This window comes from Levilactobacillus lindianensis, assembly GCF_003946095.1.
Taxonomy (GTDB): domain Bacteria; phylum Bacillota; class Bacilli; order Lactobacillales; family Lactobacillaceae; genus Levilactobacillus; species Levilactobacillus lindianensis.
This window is the reverse complement of record NZ_RHOD01000017.1, coordinates 18,815-35,521: the sequence shown is the minus strand read 5'-3', so window position 1 is coordinate 35,521 and position 16,707 is coordinate 18,815. Positions and strand designations below refer to the sequence as shown.

Below are 16,707 nucleotides of genomic sequence, written 5' to 3'. Positions count from 1 at the left end.
CAATGAAGTGCCGAGCTAGTTCAAAGCGCTGTCGATAGCCGGATGTTTCCAAGAGTCTGTGACGGCGGTCAGTGTTAACACGGCGAAGGTTACCAGAATCGTCTCGAGCCGAGCGTAGCGGGGATCTCCTTCCGAGACTGGATTTTAAGCCCAGTGCACTCTGCCAAGTTACTTTTATTGACTTTTGTAACTCTAAACGATAGACTAAACTCAAAATCTGAGGATTAAACTCAAAAAGGATGGTGTCCCATGCAAGCAGCCCAATTACGCGCCTACAGTAAAAATTTTAAACTCGAGGTACGCGATGTTCCAGTACCAACGGTTGGGGCGAACGACGTGCTCGTCAAGGTTAAAGTCGCGGCGGTTAATCCGGTAGATGGTCTGATCGGGACCGGTAGTGTCAAATTGATTCAGGATTACGCCAAGCCAGTGACGATGGGCAATGAGTTCTCTGGGGTTGTGTCTGCCGTCGGGTCAGCTGTGACGGCTTTTGCGGTTGGACAACGAGTCTATGCACGGTTGCCACTGACCAAGATTGGGGCCTTTGCCGAGTACGTCGCTATCGACCAGGCCGCTTTGGCCAGCATGCCAGCCAGCTTAGACTTCGCACATGGGGCCGCGGTTCCTTTGACGGGGCTCACTGCTTATCAGGCCCTTCACGACGTCTTAGACGCTCATGCCGGGGAATCGGTCATGATTCCTGGGGGATCGGGTTCCTTTGGCCAGATGGCGATTCCAGTGGCCAAGGCGATGGGGTTAACCGTCGCCGTCAGCGGGAATGCGCGTGGCAGGGCAGCCGCCCTTGAATTGGGTGCGGACCAGTACTTTGACTACCGGCAGGAGAACTATTGGGAAACCTTGGGTAAGGTAGATTATGTGATTGATACGATTGGACCTAGGGAATTGGACCATGAGTTGGCCGTTCTCAAGTCCGGGGGCCAGTTGCTCTCACTGGTCATGGGGCCTAACCGGCAGTTCGCGGTCGCCCAGCAGTTATCGGCCTTCAAACGCTTATTATTTACGTTTGCCGGATTACGATTAGACGCCAAACCAAGCGAGTTGGTGCGTCTTACCGCTTTATTTTCGTTCAGAGTTCTGGGGCTCAGTTAGCTGAGGTCTCCCGGCTTGTGACCGCCCAACACCTCGCGCCAGCGATTGACCCGACGGTCTTTAAGTTATCAGAGATCAACCAGGCGTTGGATCTGGTCCTGCATGGGCATGCGAAAGGGAAAGTTCTGATTCGATTTGCGGATTAGTCTAGCAGAATGTCGCGATTTAATATGAATTGTGTAAATGTTGTGTAAACGTTGATATAACAGCATTTGTAAGCCGCTTTGGTATCTTCTATCAGTCTTGTCTGTTAAAGTTAAGCCAATGATTTGAAGACAGATTGTGGGAGGACGAGGAGCATGCGGCGACACAAGCTAGTGGGCGCAATATTTATTGGGGTTGGCATCGTGACGATGGTGGGGGGATTCTTCCTATCCGATACGACGGCTTCATTGACGGCATTAACTGGTTTTTGCTTGGTGGTCTTCAGCCAAAACATTGGCGGTATCCAGCCCAAGTAGCCATTTCGGGTAAACGACCACTAATTCAAGGTGGTTAACCTACTAATCCAATATTCCTATCAGAATATTCACAGCTAACAACACTTACCCTATTCTGGTTATAGTTTTCTTCTTGTAAAGCGCCTATATTACTATATAAGTGCGCCTTATTGGCGGACAGTTCGGTTGAGACAATCGAATTATTCTAAAAGAAGAAGGGTTTTAGCAATGACATGGTCCCACTGGCAGGTTCCACCTTTCGTCACGGGCGTATTTTTTATTCTTGGCGTGTTGACGCTTTACTGGGTCACGTATAACTGGCTAGTCTCCTGGGTCCATCAGCGACGATTCAAGGTCACAGACGATGTCGTGAACACCTGGTATGGTGTGGTTTATATGCTGGTCTTCGTTTTCAGTATTCAGTCGCTCGTGGCCGGCACTAGCACCTCATGGCAATTCATGAATTTTCAGCTAATTGCGGTGGTCTTCTGTGCTTACTTCCTCAATATTCACGTATCGTATTACTTTTTTATTCCGATTATCTTAATTTACATGATCTTTAACGGGTCGTTAGGGTACTGGCAGTCCTGGGGCCACGCGCTCACCTTGATGACGTTCTTCTGGGTGCTCAATGAGACGCGAATCAAGTGCCACACGAAGCGCGATTCAATTCTATTGTACTTGCTGGTTACCGTACCCTTTGGAGGCTTACTGTGGTTCTGGATGAAGTTGAAGTTCAACTTTTCCTGGACGGTCTTTGGACAAGAGTGGCTCTACTTGTTTATCTTTGAGGTGCTCCTGTATCTCTACGTCACCATGCTGGCACACGATAGTGAGCTCAAAGTTCGGTTAGCCCGCTTTGCCAGTCACGATGCCTTGACCCAGACCGAAAACTTCGCGGCGTATACCGATGCCATGGATGAGTATTTCCACCGTAGCCGCTCAGACAACCAGCCGTTGTCAATGATGATGTTTGACATCGACCATTTCAAACTATTCAACGACACCTATGGCCATTCGGTGGGTGACCTAGTCCTGCGCGAGGTAGCGGCGACCGTGCAAAAAGTCTTAGATGCTAGCGCGTTGCCGGCGACCTTCTATCGTACCGGGGGCGAGGAGTTCAACATTCTCTTCCCTGGAACTGAAGTTGCGGATGTCAAACCGGTGGTCGATGAAATTTTTGAGGCCGTTACGCACCTCGAGATTCAGTCCGGAACGCACAAGTTTAATGTCACGATTTCAGTTGGCGTCTCAGCGGTGGTTAGAGATGACCAATCACCGATGGACTTCTACAATCGCGTGGACCGTAACCTGTATCACTCCAAACGACACGGGCGGATGCAGATTACCGTGGCCTAGCCCAATAAGTTATGACAGACAGAAGGCGTCAATTCCAATGAACGGAATTGACGCCTTTTAATCAACTTAAATTAAGCTGGCGGATGTGACGGACCATTGCTAGAAACGAGGCTTGGCCTTCTCCGGTTTCGCCCACCGTAAAGCCATGCAGAGAGTTCAGGTAGCGATGCATCGTGACCGTGACATTCGCCGCGATGAGGTGCTGGCCAAAGTTTTCGGCCTCAGCGGCTAGGGTGTCGTGATCGGCGGTGTGGATGATGGTCGGTGGGAAGCCAATTAAGGCGTCACGTTTGGCCAGAACGGGTGAGACATACGGATTACCCAGTGGGACGTTCGCCCGATAGAAACGGTTGAAACGTTTGGCGACTTCGGGTGGAATGACCGCTCCCTCAGGGTAGGACTTGTCATCGGGATTGGTATCGAGATCCAGTGCCGGGTAGTCGAGAATGGCCAGCGTGGCAACGGGTTGTTGCCGCGACAAAGCGCGCATCTGGGTGCCAATCACCAGGTTCCCTCCAGCACTGTGTCCGATTAGAACCAGGCGTTGTTGGGGAGCGGCACAGTAGTCCTGGTAGTGGGCCTGGACGTGTTGTACGAACTGATCGCAGGCATCGAGAGCCGCTGGAAAGGGATGTTCTGGGGCTAACGGGTAGTCAAAATCGAGCACGGTGTAATCGGTGGCATTGCCGATCCGTTTGCAGAAATAAGTATCGTTGTCGTTGTGGCGATGGACGAAGCCACTCCCGTGAAAGTCAATAATAAGTCCCTGGGCGGGGACGTAGTTGGGTTCATGAATGATGACGGTCGATTGATTCTGATGGCTATCCGTAAAGACTTCTTTGCGGATTTGTTCAGATTGCCAGTGTTCGGAACTGATCACTCGGGTTTTCTTGGCATGATCGGTCCGTTCTTGTTCAGCTTCGTTCATTGAATAACCTTCTTTGGTGGGCAAATAATCGCCCCTCAGTTTTCTAGAATCACATTTACAGAGATTAGAATAGCACTGCTGATTAGGAAAAAGGGACTAATTTGATAGAATTGGCCAAACAAAAAGCCAGGGTCCCGCCCATTACAGGCGCAATCCTGGCTTTTTAAGGTCACAACTCAGCTTGGTGCGACCGTTAACGTCCAGGTAACGGAACTTTCGTAGCTACCGTCACTCGCTAGGGGACTAGGTCCCATATCGAGTTGGCTGTTGCTGACGTCCCAGACCTGCCCGTCGTAGTCGCTAGACGTGTAGATCGCTGTCGCTTGACCGTTGGCCGGAATCGTTTTGTCCAAGCGATTGTTGGGGTCGTAGAGGTCCAGGCTAGTGGATCCCAGTTGCCCGCCATCGCTCCCCACAAAACCGAATGGCTGCAAGGTTGCAGTTAACGTCCAGGCGCCCCCAGTGTCACGACTGTCCATAACGGAGAGCCCCCCGTTACTGTTACCATCGTAGGCCGCCCCATCGGCCAGCGCATCGAGGTTATCAAGGGTGGTTCCCTGACTCAGATCAAGCAGATCAATATCGCCAAAGTTGAAGTCGGGCACGGCAGTCAAAGAGATCAAGCCACTCTTTTCGACACTCAACCTCGCGGAGTTCGTGGTGATGGTCTTCGTACTGCCATTGACCGTGTAATTTAACACGGCGTAGTAGGACGTGCCGTCATCGCCAGCTTGGGTGGGATTATTAATCGTATAGCTGGTATCGGTGGAATTCAGCGCGGTACTCTGGCCGTCCTCCACACGATACCAATTATTGACGGTAACCCCGTCCGGAATGTCCTTGAGCGTAAATGTCGCCGCCTTGCCCTCAACTGTATTGACGTTTTGGAGGGCCCCGATGGCAATCTTGACGTTGTCACTGTAGCCATTAACCTTACCAGTAATTGTGACGGTTCCGTGGTCATCCGCGGTGCCATCGGTCTTACTGGAGACGCTGGTTGCCGTGACGTCGCCGTAGTCATCAACCGTGGCGAGACTCGGATCACTACTGGTCCAGGTGACCTGGTCGGTGGAGTTGCTGGGCGTCAGAGCCGCGTGAACCAAGGTCGTATCGCCGTTATTCAGATAAGTCTTATCGGCTGTGACCTTGATGGCCGTTGCAGGTACCCGACTGGGTTCGACTTCGACGGCTGCAATCCGTGACCATTCGTTGTAGAAGAGCCCAATTCCGGTAAAGTCATACTCGACTTGGAAGAGCAGTTCGGTTGGTTGGGTGACGTTAGGGGCGGTGAAGGTGTAGGTTGTGCTATTTGACCCAACCGTTGTATACGTGTCACCGTCATCAGTCGATTCCCACCAAACGTACTTCCGACTTCCAAAGGGGTTGGTGGCAGCTTCCAAAATGTTCCGGGTACCTTGAGCAGCCAGTGTCACACTGTGACCAGAAATCTGGTTAGAGTCCAAAGGCTGTTGGGTAAAACCTCCAGCTAAGTTGATCCCCATAATTGACACGGGAGATGACGTCGGTGTTTGTGGGGCGGAAGATGCCGCTTGGGCGGGAACCCAGAGACTCAGAGAACCAATCACCATGATCAGTCCCAATAGCCCCATTTTTAGTAATCGTTTCCAATTACGCATCGTCTAACACCTCCCGAAGTTACGAACGTGAGCGCCGTTTGCCTAACCAGTAAGCACCGAAGATTAACAAGGCCAGTAGGAGTGCCAGGAGAAGCCAGAACCACCAGTCCACGCCATGTTCTGGTCGCACCATGGTGTTGTGCTCGCGCGCTTCCTTCTTAGTTAACGAGAAGGAATGACTGAAGTCCCAGACCCGCTTGCCACTGGTCAGGTGAAGATTGAGTGTGTACTGACCGGCAGCCAGGGGCTTGTTCCCCAGTGGCACACCATAATTAAACCAGCTATTGGGCGCCATCGACCCATTCTTTAGATCCTGACGGGCAACTTGCTTGCCTGTCTTCGCACTCGTAATTCGTGCGGTTCCCTGCAAGTCCCCGAAGAGTGCAGGGGTGAGGTTACGAATCTGAGCTTGGACCATAGGGTTTGTGTCGGGATTGGCGATGGTGACTTTGCCCAGCTTAAGCATCGTGGTTAGGCGTTGGTTCGGGTGGCACCACAGGGCAACTGCGGTGACCACGGCATAGCGATTATGCAGGCGGAAGCTCGAGGAGCCCCCGTTCTTGATTGCGGCGGCACTCGCTTGCGGGTCCGTCACAAAGAGCCCACCTAAGACCTCACCTTGGAATCCGTTGGTGGGAATGGTGGTTTTAAAGGTCACGGTCTTCCCCTGATGAGGGGCAAGCGTGACAGTCACGGCGCCTGAAGTCATCTTGGTAAAGGTCGTTTGTGCCGAAGGGTCGGTCCGATTGGACGGCACGTATACGGCGTTGCCCGAGTCGGCAGTCGTGGCGTTGACGGGGATGACCTGCAACGTCTTTTGCTTATTCCCAGGGTTGGTGACGGCCAATTTCAAATTTTGAGTCGTTCCAGGCATCACCTTTAAATCAAAATATCCCGCTTTTGTGGTGAGTTGGTTCTTGGGTAGGAGTGGTGTGGCAAAGAAGTTCGTGGGTGGCGTCTGCGCGGCTTTACCCAACGCAGGAAACCCGGCGAACAATCCGCCGGCCACAGCTAAGACCAGGAGGCACCAGTTAAACCATCTTAATTTCATAGTCAGCCCCACCTTCGTCGACAGCTAGGCGTATCTCTTATTGAGCTGGCGTAGTGGCTGCAGGAGCATTCTGCAATGCCCAGTACAGTGTCGCGTTGTAAGTCCCAGCGGAGACGTCTGGTTGCTTTGTAATCGTTAATTTACTAGAAGCTGCAGTGGTGGCACTGTTGCTACCTTCACCGGAGTTAGCAGCTGCGGTCCATAGCGTCTTTGGACTGCTAATCCAGTCGTTAGTTACGGCGGATTGTGACAGGGTCAGACTCATTGGGGCAGCGGTAGCTGTGTTATCCAGGGTTCCTGCCGTTTCATCGAGTGTCAGCTGAGCATTGGTAATGCTGTTGGCCCCCGATGTAAAGGGACTCATGCCGACGGTTAGAGACCAGCCGTCATGGTCACCACGGTAGTCGGTAACATTCAATGTGCCATTGTTATTGCCATCATAGCCGGTGCCCCCGGTTGGGGTACCTGTCGAGAGTGGTGCGCTGGTATCGGCCGACGCAACGTCTTTGACGCTAACGCTACCGAAGACGATGTTAGGCACCTGATTCAGACTCAGGGGCCCAGGCGTAACGGTAAATTCGGCGTTGGACATGGCCTCGGCACCTCCCGTGCTGTCTGCCACGTAGCCGCTAGAAACGTTCGTCAAGTTACTGGTAGAAGTCCCAGGACCCGAAGCGAGCGCTACTAAAGGGGTGAGGGCCAGAGCCAGCATTGTAATGGCAACGCTGCCTCCAATACCACTCACTAATTTCATGACACGCATGGTATTTACCTCCAATCTATACGAAAAAATAACTGCAGTGACAACTTCTTTAGGCCTGGATTCGGACCCATTCTCTTGGCGGCAACTTTATCCTAGCAGGGGATGGTCCGAGCAAGTATCAAAAGGGTGTGCTTAAGAAATTACGTATACTAACTGGTAAAAGTTGGATTGTTCAGTGGGACAATTGAGGTGGGTGGTAACTTTAGTTCAAGTTGGCCGCCTGCGGCTGCCAGGGATTCCGCCTGCTGTGGGGACGCTTCAGCCTGAGGACCAGGCTTCTCGCTCGATTTGAATCCCCACCGGGAACGCGGGTCTTCAAAGTCGCCCGTAGCGTAAGGCCGAGAAAATCACTCAGTCTAACGCTACCTCCACGGCCGGCTCCATCCCTGGCCTCCTCCGGCTAAGATTGCTGATTGCCAACACGTTAGTTGTGGATTGTTTCTACTGAGTTTTTACGACTTGCGTTTTGGCATGGAATCATCTGATCTGCTGCCTAGGATAGAATGGGTCGTTCATTTTCTCCTGCGTAGTGGCTCATATTGCAAAAAAAGAAGCGCCGACAATTGTCGGCGCTTCGGGTGGGACGTTCTATTCTGCTAGGCGTTGCATCAAAGTGACGTCGTTGAGGACGTCTTGAAGAGAAATCTTGGCCATCTTGGCTTCAGCGGCCGCTTGGATTTCTTGGTAGTAGTGGGTGAGAACCGGTGGAACGGTCTTCCCCACGGGGCAATTTTTCGAGGTGTGCGAGTCGACATTTAGGAGTGGCGCTTGGTTGGGAAGCGTCGCGTAAATATCACGGAGGGTAATCGTCGCCGGGTCACGGGCCAGGGCTAACTGTGTGGGTCCATGAGTGGGGGCTAACAGGCCGTGGTGCTTCAGGTTGGCCATGATTTTCCGAATGAGACTCGGGGAGGTTTCAAGACTGCTGGCAATTTCTTGGCTAGTCATCTTCTTCCCCTCGAAGTAAGCAATGTAGACCAGGACGTGAATGGTATCGCTGAACTGGGTGTTAGCCATGAGCGACCTCCTTTTTTAGTAAGTTGGATCGTGTCAAACAACTAGCCGACACGTTGGATGCGAGTTAGTTATTCATTTCTGTATTATATTCTATAACAGTTCTGGCTAAAAGTCAGGTAAAATGATGATTTATTTTTATTTCTTCAACTTCACCTTTCACTGACCGCTGTTTTCCGCAATGGATGTGACAGTTTGCCACTAGAAGTGACCTGGTCAGCTTAACCACGACTGGCAACATTCCTCAAAAAAGATCGGCAAACCGAATACAAAAGAATTGACTTTCAATCGCAAGTGTTCTATTCTCTAAAGTGTACTTAAAAATAATACAAAATATAAAAACCGATCAGGGGGTATGCATTATGGCAGCAATTACGATTTTTGGTAAAGGTAACATGGGTTCCGCAATCGGTGACGTTTTCAAACAGGGTGGCAATCAGGTCGCTTTCATCGACTCCAAGGATCCCGTTGAGAACTTAGGTGACATCGTAGTCCTGGCCGTTCCTTACAACGCCGCCTTGAGCATTGCTAAGGCCAACAAGGATGCCTTGGCTGGCAAGGTCGTTGTCGATATTTCTAACCCACTGAACTTTGACACTTGGGATAGCTTAGAAGTTCCCGCAGACAGTTCGGCTGCCGCCCAATTGGCTGGCTTGTTACCAGATTCTAAGGTGATCAAGGCCTTCAACACGACCTTCGCCGCTACTTTAATGAGTCGCAAGGTGAGCGACAAGGAACAGACGACGGTGATGGCTGCTGGGGATGATGATGCTGCTAAGCAACAGTTGGCAGATGCCTTGACTGACAGTGGGGTGGCCTTCGTGAATGCTGGGTCATTGAAGCGGGCTCGTGAACTCGAAAGTGTTGGTTTCTTACAGATGACGTTGGCTGCCAGTGAACAGATCGGCTGGACCGGTGGTTTCGCAGTCTTGAAATAGCCGTGACCGTGACTAGGGCAATACGACTGAGAATTTAAATAGAAATAAACGAAAGCGTGAGGCGGATATGGCCTCACGCTTTTTTCTTTGTTGGAGTTAGACCAGGTGATTAATGGTAGTTACCCATCCTAAAAATGTATGCTAGTAAGACTTACTAATTGGCCTTATGAATAACACCTCGAGTATAAAGGTGCTAAGTTTGGGGTGTTCGGCAGGGTCAATGAGGAGTCGAAAGAGGAGGTTTTAAAATGAGAGGTAATTTAAAGAAATTGGGGTTGTTGATTACCTCCGGACTAGCCATGTTCGTTTTCTTCGGGGGAACAACCGCCCAAGCCAAGGCTAAGGAGATTAGAGCGAGTGGTGTTTCGGCCGAGGATGCGCGAATTGTCCATTATCCGGACAAGACGGTGTACTCACATACGGCGGAATTACCGCTAGACGAAGGTTATCGTGTCGAGTATAAATGGGCAGTTAGCAATGATATTCGCATTAACAGTGGCGATTATATGTATTTCTATTTTCCAGCTAACGTTCGGATAACGCGCACACGTTCATTCCCAATGGGGTCAAATATTGGGATTGGTACAGTCGGCGAAATTTTTGTCACCAAGGGCTCACTGGTTGGACAGGTTATTTTCAACAATTACTTCTCTTCGCAAGGTATTAGCAAGAGAGGGTTTATCAACGTTGAAGCTTATGGCGCTCATGATGAACAAGAAGAGATACAGCCACCCGTTACGGCACCAGGGCCGGAAGAACCCGGCACTGAGGAACCTTATCCCGAGGAACCTGGCGTTGAGGAACCCTATCCTGAAGAACCTGGGGTAGAAGCACCGGGTGTCGAGGAACCATACCCTGAAGAACCCGGCGTCGAGGAACCTTACCCTGAGGAACCTGGCGTCGACGAACCTGGTATTGAGGAACCTTACCCTGAGGAACCCGGTGTCGAAGAACCTGGTATTGAGGAACCCAACCCTGAAGAACCCGGTGTTGAGGAGCCTTACCCTGAAGAACCTGGGGTTGAAGAGCCAGGCGGTGAACCTTATCCTGAAGTTCCCGGCGTTGAGGAACCATACCCAGAATATCCACATCCAGAATATCCTGGGGAAGAACCTTATCCCGAAGAACCTGGTGTTGAGGAACCAGGACACCCTGAAGTCCCTGGTGTCGAAGAACCAGGAGCCGAAATTCCAGAGATTCCGCAGCAGCCAAGTGTCACCACGCCGAGTCATCCGACGGTGACGACATCGGTTCACCACGGTGGTCAATCCGCGATCACAACTGCTAGCCACAGCACGAGTCATTCTGGAAATACCAATGTGACGCGTCCGGGTCTCATGACGAAGTCCGCTACCTTACCACAAACGAGTGAACGCCACACGCCTGTCGAATTTCGATTAGTGGGGCTGGCCTTATTGGCTGGTAGTTTACTCGCAGGTGTGATTGGATTGCGGATGCAAAAGCACTGAATTCACTTGGTTTTTAACTGCTAGAGCTTGATCAAAAGACACCGAATCAATCTCGTTTCGGAGACTGATTCGGTGTCTTTGTGTGTTCAACTTAAAATTTTAAAGTGTTAGTCGACCTTGATCAAAGCTTTAATTGCCTTACGGTCAGTCATGGCTTGGTAACCAGCGTCGATATCATCGAGACTAAAGGATTGGGTGAAGACCTTACCAGGGTGAATGTCGCCATCCAGAACGGCCTTCAACAGAACTTGCTTGTCATAGGTGGTAACCGAAGCGGGGCCGCCGGCAATGATCGTGTTGCTGTAGAAGGAGTTGGTCATGTCCATCTTAGGTTCATGAGGCAGACCTACCCGGCCGACGATGGCGCCGGGACGGGCAACCTTCATGGCCGTGTCGTTGGACAATTCAGTACCGACACATTCGAGAACGGCATCGGCACCAGCATTGTTGGTCAGAGCCATGACTTTGGCAACGGCCTCGTCACCACGGTCAGCCACGATATCCGTTGCCCCAAATTCAGTAGCCAATTTTTGCCGATCTCCGTGCCGACTCATGGCAATGATTCGCTTGGCACCACGCATCTGAGCGGCAATCACGCCACACAGACCAACGGCACCATCACCGACAACGACTACCGTGTCACCTGTCTTGACGTTGGCCACGCGAGCGGCATGATAGCCGGTGGCCATGACATCAGCCAAGGTTAACAGAGAGTCCAGCATGTCCTCGGAATAGTCGGCTGGTTGGCCAGGAATCTTGATGAGGGCCCACTCACCGTGTTGGTAACGAATGTATTCGGCCTGGACACCGGCACTAAAGTTGTCAGTGTGGTTCTGGCACCCGCCGTCGAAGCCGGCACGACAAGCAGCACAGTGACCACAGCCATGTGTAAATGGCGCAATGACGAAGTCACCAGGTACGACCGTGGTGATGGCAGAACCGACTTCTTCGACAATCCCGATGGCTTCGTGCCCCGTATTTTCGGAGTGCTTAGCCTTATCTTCTAGTCCACGGTAGGCCCACAGGTCAGAGCCACAGACGCAGGTCCGAACAACGTGAATGATGACATCGTCGTCGGCTTGAAGCGCAGGCTTGTCGACATTTTCAATGGCAACTTTGCCCGGTTCCATAAAGACAGTAGATTTCATAGATAGTTTTCCTCCTTAAAAATGTTTACATTGTAAATACTAAAGTTTTTCGCGAACTAAGTAAAGGATGTTCACCCCACACTATAGGGACTAGTCGGCTGGCCAGTGGGTCTTCAAGGTCGTCAGGACGGGACGCACTCGGGATTCGTTACCCCGGAGATAGGCGGCATAGATAGGCTGTTGGGCGCTGTCATCGGAGATGGGACGGCGAACGCGGTTATCGTCATCACTGTCGTTATCGGGAGCTGGTAGCTTGACATCCGTGCCGCCGAGGTTAGTGGTGAAGTAAGGGAAGTCCGAATACTTGGTGATTTCGGCCAATGCCGATCGTTGTTCCTGATAGAAGAACTTGGCATGCGGAATCTCACTTTGAATAATATTGCGCCACGTCCCAATATCGCTGGCGACCACGAAGCTGAGGCCAGCCAGATCGGCGAAAGTGACCGTGGATTGGTTGGCCTGAATCATGAAACGATTGAGGGCGACCGCCAGTCTTTCGACGCCAATGCGTTGCGTGGCGATTACCGAATCCTTAAGGGGCCTCGTGGTAAAGAGGAGGTCATAGTTGTTGTGTAACAAGAGTTGGGCCGAAACGGTTGGCAGAAGTCGATGTTCAAGCGACACCGTGGTTGGCAATTCTTCGGCGAGCGTGTCTAACAAGATCAGTGGTCCCGGCACCGTCGCGGCTAGTCGTAGGGATCGCTGACTCTGTTCAAAATGGCGAATGCGTTCGACAGCCTCATGGTTAGCGGTAATCAGTCGGTGGGCCTCCTTAGCGGCCAGCTCACCCGTGGCCGTCAGTGTGATCCGATTGGGTTGGCGAATGAAGAGTTGGACGCCCAGATCGTCTTCCAGTTTTTGCATGCCGCGGGTCACCGTGGGTTGCGTGACGTTCAGTTTTGCCGCGGTTTCCGCTAGGGTACCAGTGGTGGCGAAGGTCGCCAATTCTTCTAATAAGTAGTTATCTAACATCTGCTCAGCTCCTAGTATACGCTACTCGTATACTAGCATGCTTATCTGGTAATTTTCAACCGATTGGTTTGAGACTATAGTGGTGACATCAGATAAACGGAAGGAACTTGTTCATATGACTGTACCAATGATTACTTTGAAGAATGACGTGAAGATGCCACAACTTGGCTTTGGGGTGTTCCAAGTGCCGGACTTGACAGACTGTGAGGACGCCGTCACCAATGCCTTAGAGGTGGGCTATCGCCTGATTGACACCGCAACTGCCTACCAAAATGAAGAAGCCGTGGGTCGGGCCATTAAGAAGAGTGGCATTGACCGGAAAGAGTTATTCATTACCTCTAAATTGTGGGTGTCCGAATTCACCTATGAACGAGCTAAGGCTGGTATCGATGCCTCCTTGGAACGCTTGGGTCTGGATTACTTGGATCTTTACCTGTTGCACCAACCTTATGGCGACACCATGGGGGCTTGGCGGGCCCTAGAAGAAGCCTACCATGCCGGTAAGATTCGGGCGATCGGCGTGTCGAACTTCTATGCCGACCAACTGAAGAATTTGGAATTAACCATGGATGTGCAACCTGTGATTAACCAGATCGAGGTTAACCCTTGGTATCAACAGTCGACTGAAGTGACCTTTAACCAAGGTGAGGACGTTCGTGTTGAAGCTTGGGCGCCGTTTGCCGAGGGGAAGCATGGCGTCTTTACCAATGACACCATCGCGCAGATTGCCCAGGCTCACGGTAAGACCACGGGGCAGGTCATCTTGCGGTGGCTGCTCCAACGCGGCATTACCGTTATTCCCAAGTCCGTCCATCGTGAACGAATGATTGAGAATATGGATGTGTTTGATTTTGAACTCACCCCGGCTGAAATGAAACTGATGACGAGCTTGGACCGCAACGAGAGCCAGTTCTTCGATCACCGTGATCCAGTCACGATCGAACAGATCTTTGGCGCCAGCCTGGCCCAATTGAAGAAAGGAAGCAACGACTAATGACAACACCGACGATTAAATTAAATGATGGCCATGAGATTCCGGCAATTGGCTTTGGGACTTTCCAAATTCCCGCCGATGGGTCGACTTACAAGGCTGTTACGGAGGCCTTAAAGGCCGGTTACCGGCACATCGATACGGCCGTGGCTTACTTTAATGAAAATGAAGTTGGCCAAGCCATTGCCAACAGTGACGTGGCGCGTGAAGATATCTGGGTAACCAGCAAACTCTGGCTCCAAGACTTTGGCTACGAACCCGCTAAGAAAGCCATCGATGTTTCTTTGAAGAAGTTGGGGATGGATTACCTGGATCTTTACCTGATTCACCAACCCTATGGCGACGTGCCGGGTGCTTGGCGGGCCATGGAAGAGGCCCAAAAAGCTGGAAAGATTCGGTCGATCGGAGTTTCCAACATGACACCCAAGATCTGGCAGAAGTTCGTTCCTAGCTTCACCACGATGCCAGCCGTCAATCAGGTAGAATGGAACCCATATACCCAGCAGAAGGCCTTATGCGGGTTGTTAGACCCCGCAGACGTCAAGGTAGAAGCCTGGGCACCCCTGGGCCAAGGTAATCAATCCCTGTTGACTGATCCGGTGATCACGGCATTGGCTAAGAAGTACGGCAAGGATGTGGGCCAGATTATTCTCCGTTTTGAAAATCAACTAGGAATTATTGTCTTTCCTAAGTCGGTCCACGCGGCACGGATTAAGAGTAACCTGGATATCTTTGACTTTACGTTGACGGACGATGAAATGGCTAGCCTGGTGGCGTTGGATAAGGGCCAGGGGATGCATGATCCTGATGCTCCGGGTGTTCAGGACATGTTGTTGAAAGCTTTTGACGTTCATGCTGACGACTAGACGCTTGTGTCATGGCAGGTGACCAAAGGTGGAATTAGCTGCCTTGGGGCGTCCGTGTGAGACATACGTGGGGACCGAGAATCTATCTCGGTCCCTTTTGGTTAGCCGTAGGTGTGCCCCTAAATCTTTCGCTTCATTGGTGAGGGTCTTTGTTATAATAAGGATCATTGTATAACGAAATTAATGGGGGACGGCATGAAGAAAGACGAGTTTCAATTGAAATTACCAACTGACGTGAGTGATCAGCTCAAGTTGGATCAGGACACACCGGTGAAGCTGGTGGTGAAGCGGGACCGCCTCGTGGTCCAATTCGCCGAACCGCGGCTTCAGATTTTTCAAGGTCGCGTGTTGGTGTGGCCGTTGGTGCTGGCTCTCCTATCGGCGATCGGGTATTTTATCTACTGCATTAGTCAGGGATTACACGCGGTTCAGTTGGTGGGCGAGAACTCACTGGCGACGGGGATCATTGTCATTGGGACGGTCGTGGGAACCCTGTTGTTTGCGGGGTTCTTCATCCGGGACCGTAACAATCCGCGCAATCATTTCACCCAGAATATCTATTGGCGAAATTTTCCGGTGATTGTGCTGTCCTTTGCCCTAATTGTGGTGCTCATGTTGAGTGGAAGCATGTGGCTTCTCGGCACCCTTTTCAAGGGGGCCATCTTTGATATTTTCACGGCCAGTGTGATTTTCATGGTCTTCAGTGCGGTCGTGAACCTCGTCATGGTGTATTTTGCCTTGATGGTGGATGCAGGGGTTCTGACGACCGTTTTGACCCTGGTCATTATTAGTGGGGTGGTTATTGCGATGGCGGTGAACAACCAGCGGTATTGGTGGCAACACAACCTGAGCTTTTTGGGAACGAACAATGCGTCTTCGAGTGGGTGGCAATTCAATGCCACGCTGATCTTTGCGGCGTTACTGATGATTGCCCTCATCGACTACCTCTTTGTCAGTCTCCAGGAGTTTTTCCCCAAGTCTCGTCAGTTATGGATTCTCCGTATCTTGTTAACGTTGACGGCGGTGGATCTGGGACTCGTTGGGGTCTTTCCCAACAACGTATCGTCTCACGCCCTGCATGATCAGGTGGCCACCTTTCTGGTCTACCTCATCATTGCGCTAATTGTGGGCGTTCGCTGGCTGCTCCCGCAGGTTACCCAGGAATTCTTGTATCTCTCCTATGGAGTCGGCGCGGCGCTGTTTGTCGCGGAAGTGCTCTTCCGGTGGGTCGGCTACTTCTCATTGACAGCTTTTGAGATGATGGCGTTTGTTTTGGCCTTCGGGTGGCTGTTGATGCTACTAGACCGGATCGAGAACCTGATCAACACTGGAACAGCGGGGAAGATTGTTCAGACAAAGGAAAATAACTAGATGTAAGTTGGCCAGTCGCAAAATTTGCGGCTGGCTTTTTTTGAATCCAATTTTGGCAAGAAAGAGAGTCTTAACTAATAACCGCCACAATTATTTTGTTTTGGACAATTTTAAAAATGGCTAAATGAAGGCTGACGAGGGGTAGTCTGCCTGGTCTGAATAAGGAATTTAACAGGAAGTCTGTGTTCAAAATAACACTGGAAAGGGCGGAAGATCAGTCGAGAAGGGTTGTCTTCAAAATGTGTCGTCACTTCCCAGTAGTGTTGATTTCGGGAGCCACGTCTTGACGGGGATTGCCACCACTTACGCGGCAACTGCCGACCAGAGCTTGGCGGTTCAAGACAATCGGAGCTTGGGATCCCAATGGACCTTGATGGCCCAACTGGGCGATTCTGGTTTCACGGGAGATAAGACTGGAAAGCAATTGGCCGCCACCGTGGCCTACCGGAATAGCGGGATTGCGACGCCGATTGGGAAGACGGCGTCGCCCGTGTTGACCCATACGACTGGGGATCATCTACCCGTAGATATCTCAAGTGGGTGGACGACTAGTAACGGCCTGGTTTTGAAGGCTTCTGGTAGTGTGGTTGCCGATAGTTATTCGGGGACGATTACCTGGACGCTGACCAACAGTGTGTCGTAAGTTGTCA

Annotated in this window: 17 protein-coding genes; 10 read left to right on the top strand and 7 right to left on the bottom strand. The window is 51.3% G+C overall.

The features are described from left to right. Positions 1-249: 249 nt before the first annotated feature. From EKM70_RS07895 to EKM70_RS07890, 4 genes are all read left to right on the top strand, one after another. Positions 250-1,110 (top strand): NADP-dependent oxidoreductase, encoded by an 861-nt coding sequence (locus EKM70_RS07895; RefSeq protein ID WP_318531968.1) that lies wholly within the window; start codon positions 250-252, stop codon positions 1,108-1,110. Positions 1,111-1,127: 17 nt separating this feature from the next. Next, positions 1,128-1,256 carry a hypothetical protein gene (locus EKM70_RS11655; RefSeq protein ID WP_404819866.1) on the top strand — a complete coding sequence of 43 codons (129 nt, stop codon included), beginning with the start codon at positions 1,128-1,130 and terminating at the stop codon, positions 1,254-1,256. A gap of 153 nt (positions 1,257-1,409) precedes the next feature. Beyond that, a complete protein-coding gene (locus EKM70_RS11415) occupies positions 1,410-1,571 on the top strand; it encodes a hypothetical protein (RefSeq protein ID WP_164506358.1) in 162 nt (53 codons plus the stop codon). Positions 1,572-1,778: 207 nt separating this feature from the next. Further along, on the top strand, positions 1,779-2,909 hold the full coding sequence (locus EKM70_RS07890) for a GGDEF domain-containing protein (RefSeq protein ID WP_125546797.1): 1,131 nt from the start codon (positions 1,779-1,781) through the stop codon (positions 2,907-2,909). 61 nt (positions 2,910-2,970) lie between these two features. On the opposite strand, the gene EKM70_RS07885 is transcribed toward EKM70_RS07890, so the two are convergent. The 5 genes from EKM70_RS07885 to EKM70_RS07865 form a co-directional block, all read right to left on the bottom strand. Beyond that, positions 2,971-3,837, bottom strand: coding sequence for an alpha/beta hydrolase (locus EKM70_RS07885; RefSeq protein WP_125546795.1), 867 nt, complete (start codon positions 3,835-3,837; stop codon positions 2,971-2,973). A gap of 176 nt (positions 3,838-4,013) precedes the next feature. Next, positions 4,014-5,474 (bottom strand): Ig-like domain-containing protein, encoded by a 1,461-nt coding sequence (locus EKM70_RS07880; protein ID WP_125546793.1) that lies wholly within the window; start codon positions 5,472-5,474, stop codon positions 4,014-4,016. A 19-nt stretch (positions 5,475-5,493) separates the two neighbouring features. Further along, the gene (locus tag EKM70_RS07875) at positions 5,494-6,525 is read right to left on the bottom strand and encodes a DUF916 and DUF3324 domain-containing protein (protein ID WP_125546791.1); all 1,032 of its coding nucleotides are present in this window, start codon (positions 6,523-6,525) and stop codon (positions 5,494-5,496) included. Positions 6,526-6,562: 37 nt separating this feature from the next. Continuing rightward, positions 6,563-7,288: a WxL domain-containing protein gene (locus EKM70_RS07870; protein ID WP_125546790.1), complete on the bottom strand. Its 726-nt coding sequence runs from the start codon at positions 7,286-7,288 to the stop codon at positions 6,563-6,565. A 588-nt stretch (positions 7,289-7,876) separates the two neighbouring features. Then, positions 7,877-8,305 (bottom strand): Rrf2 family transcriptional regulator, encoded by a 429-nt coding sequence (locus EKM70_RS07865; protein WP_125546788.1) that lies wholly within the window; start codon positions 8,303-8,305, stop codon positions 7,877-7,879. A 359-nt stretch (positions 8,306-8,664) separates the two neighbouring features. Between EKM70_RS07865 and EKM70_RS07860 the strand changes: the two genes are divergently transcribed. Both EKM70_RS07860 and EKM70_RS07855 read left to right on the top strand, forming a co-directional pair. Beyond that, positions 8,665-9,240 (top strand): NADPH-dependent F420 reductase, encoded by a 576-nt coding sequence (locus tag EKM70_RS07860; RefSeq protein ID WP_125546786.1) that lies wholly within the window; start codon positions 8,665-8,667, stop codon positions 9,238-9,240. 248 nt (positions 9,241-9,488) lie between these two features. After that, a complete protein-coding gene (locus tag EKM70_RS07855; RefSeq protein ID WP_125546784.1) occupies positions 9,489-10,709 on the top strand; it encodes a hypothetical protein in 1,221 nt (406 codons plus the stop codon). 107 nt (positions 10,710-10,816) lie between these two features. Here EKM70_RS07855 and EKM70_RS07850 read toward each other — a convergent pair whose 3' ends face one another. Together EKM70_RS07850 and EKM70_RS07845 are read right to left on the bottom strand one after the other, a co-directional pair. Next, entirely contained in the window at positions 10,817-11,857 is a 1,041-nt protein-coding gene (locus EKM70_RS07850; RefSeq protein WP_125546782.1) for a zinc-binding dehydrogenase, read from the bottom strand. A gap of 90 nt (positions 11,858-11,947) precedes the next feature. Further along, positions 11,948-12,829, bottom strand: a complete 882-nt coding sequence (locus tag EKM70_RS07845; protein ID WP_125546780.1) for a LysR family transcriptional regulator — start codon at positions 12,827-12,829, stop codon at positions 11,948-11,950. A gap of 115 nt (positions 12,830-12,944) precedes the next feature. On the opposite strand from EKM70_RS07845, the gene EKM70_RS07840 reads away from it, so the two are divergent. The 4 genes from EKM70_RS07840 (at position 12,945) to EKM70_RS07825 (ending at position 16,700) form a co-directional block, all read left to right on the top strand. Continuing rightward, a complete protein-coding gene (locus tag EKM70_RS07840; protein WP_125546778.1) occupies positions 12,945-13,823 on the top strand; it encodes an aldo/keto reductase in 879 nt (292 codons plus the stop codon). Beyond that, positions 13,823-14,686, top strand: a complete 864-nt coding sequence (locus tag EKM70_RS07835) for an aldo/keto reductase (RefSeq protein WP_125546776.1) — start codon at positions 13,823-13,825, stop codon at positions 14,684-14,686. The genes EKM70_RS07840 and EKM70_RS07835 overlap by 1 nt, the downstream gene beginning before the upstream one ends. A gap of 195 nt (positions 14,687-14,881) precedes the next feature. Continuing rightward, positions 14,882-16,057, top strand: coding sequence for a DUF998 domain-containing protein (locus EKM70_RS07830; RefSeq protein ID WP_125546774.1), 1,176 nt, complete (start codon positions 14,882-14,884; stop codon positions 16,055-16,057). Positions 16,058-16,298: 241 nt separating this feature from the next. Then, positions 16,299-16,700 carry a WxL domain-containing protein gene (locus tag EKM70_RS07825; RefSeq protein ID WP_125546772.1) on the top strand — a complete coding sequence of 134 codons (402 nt, stop codon included), beginning with the start codon at positions 16,299-16,301 and terminating at the stop codon, positions 16,698-16,700. Positions 16,701-16,707 lie beyond the last annotated feature (7 nt).

Coding starts and splice junctions, on each gene's coding strand:
- EKM70_RS07895 (WP_318531968.1), top strand. CDS start 250: ATGCAAGCAGCCCAATTACGCGCCTACAGTAAAAATTTTAAACTCGAG.
- EKM70_RS11415 (WP_164506358.1), top strand. CDS start 1,410: ATGCGGCGACACAAGCTAGTGGGCGCAATATTTATTGGGGTTGGCATC.
- EKM70_RS07890 (WP_125546797.1), top strand. CDS start 1,779: ATGACATGGTCCCACTGGCAGGTTCCACCTTTCGTCACGGGCGTATTT.
- EKM70_RS07885 (WP_125546795.1), bottom strand. CDS start 3,837: ATGAACGAAGCTGAACAAGAACGGACCGATCATGCCAAGAAAACCCGA.
- EKM70_RS07880 (WP_125546793.1), bottom strand. CDS start 5,474: ATGCGTAATTGGAAACGATTACTAAAAATGGGGCTATTGGGACTGATC.
- EKM70_RS07875 (WP_125546791.1), bottom strand. CDS start 6,525: ATGAAATTAAGATGGTTTAACTGGTGCCTCCTGGTCTTAGCTGTGGCC.
- EKM70_RS07870 (WP_125546790.1), bottom strand. CDS start 7,288: ATGCGTGTCATGAAATTAGTGAGTGGTATTGGAGGCAGCGTTGCCATT.
- EKM70_RS07865 (WP_125546788.1), bottom strand. CDS start 8,305: ATGGCTAACACCCAGTTCAGCGATACCATTCACGTCCTGGTCTACATT.
- EKM70_RS07860 (WP_125546786.1), top strand. CDS start 8,665: ATGGCAGCAATTACGATTTTTGGTAAAGGTAACATGGGTTCCGCAATC.
- EKM70_RS07855 (WP_125546784.1), top strand. CDS start 9,489: ATGAGAGGTAATTTAAAGAAATTGGGGTTGTTGATTACCTCCGGACTA.
- EKM70_RS07850 (WP_125546782.1), bottom strand. CDS start 11,857: ATGAAATCTACTGTCTTTATGGAACCGGGCAAAGTTGCCATTGAAAAT.
- EKM70_RS07845 (WP_125546780.1), bottom strand. CDS start 12,829: ATGTTAGATAACTACTTATTAGAAGAATTGGCGACCTTCGCCACCACT.
- EKM70_RS07840 (WP_125546778.1), top strand. CDS start 12,945: ATGACTGTACCAATGATTACTTTGAAGAATGACGTGAAGATGCCACAA.
- EKM70_RS07835 (WP_125546776.1), top strand. CDS start 13,823: ATGACAACACCGACGATTAAATTAAATGATGGCCATGAGATTCCGGCA.
- EKM70_RS07830 (WP_125546774.1), top strand. CDS start 14,882: ATGAAGAAAGACGAGTTTCAATTGAAATTACCAACTGACGTGAGTGAT.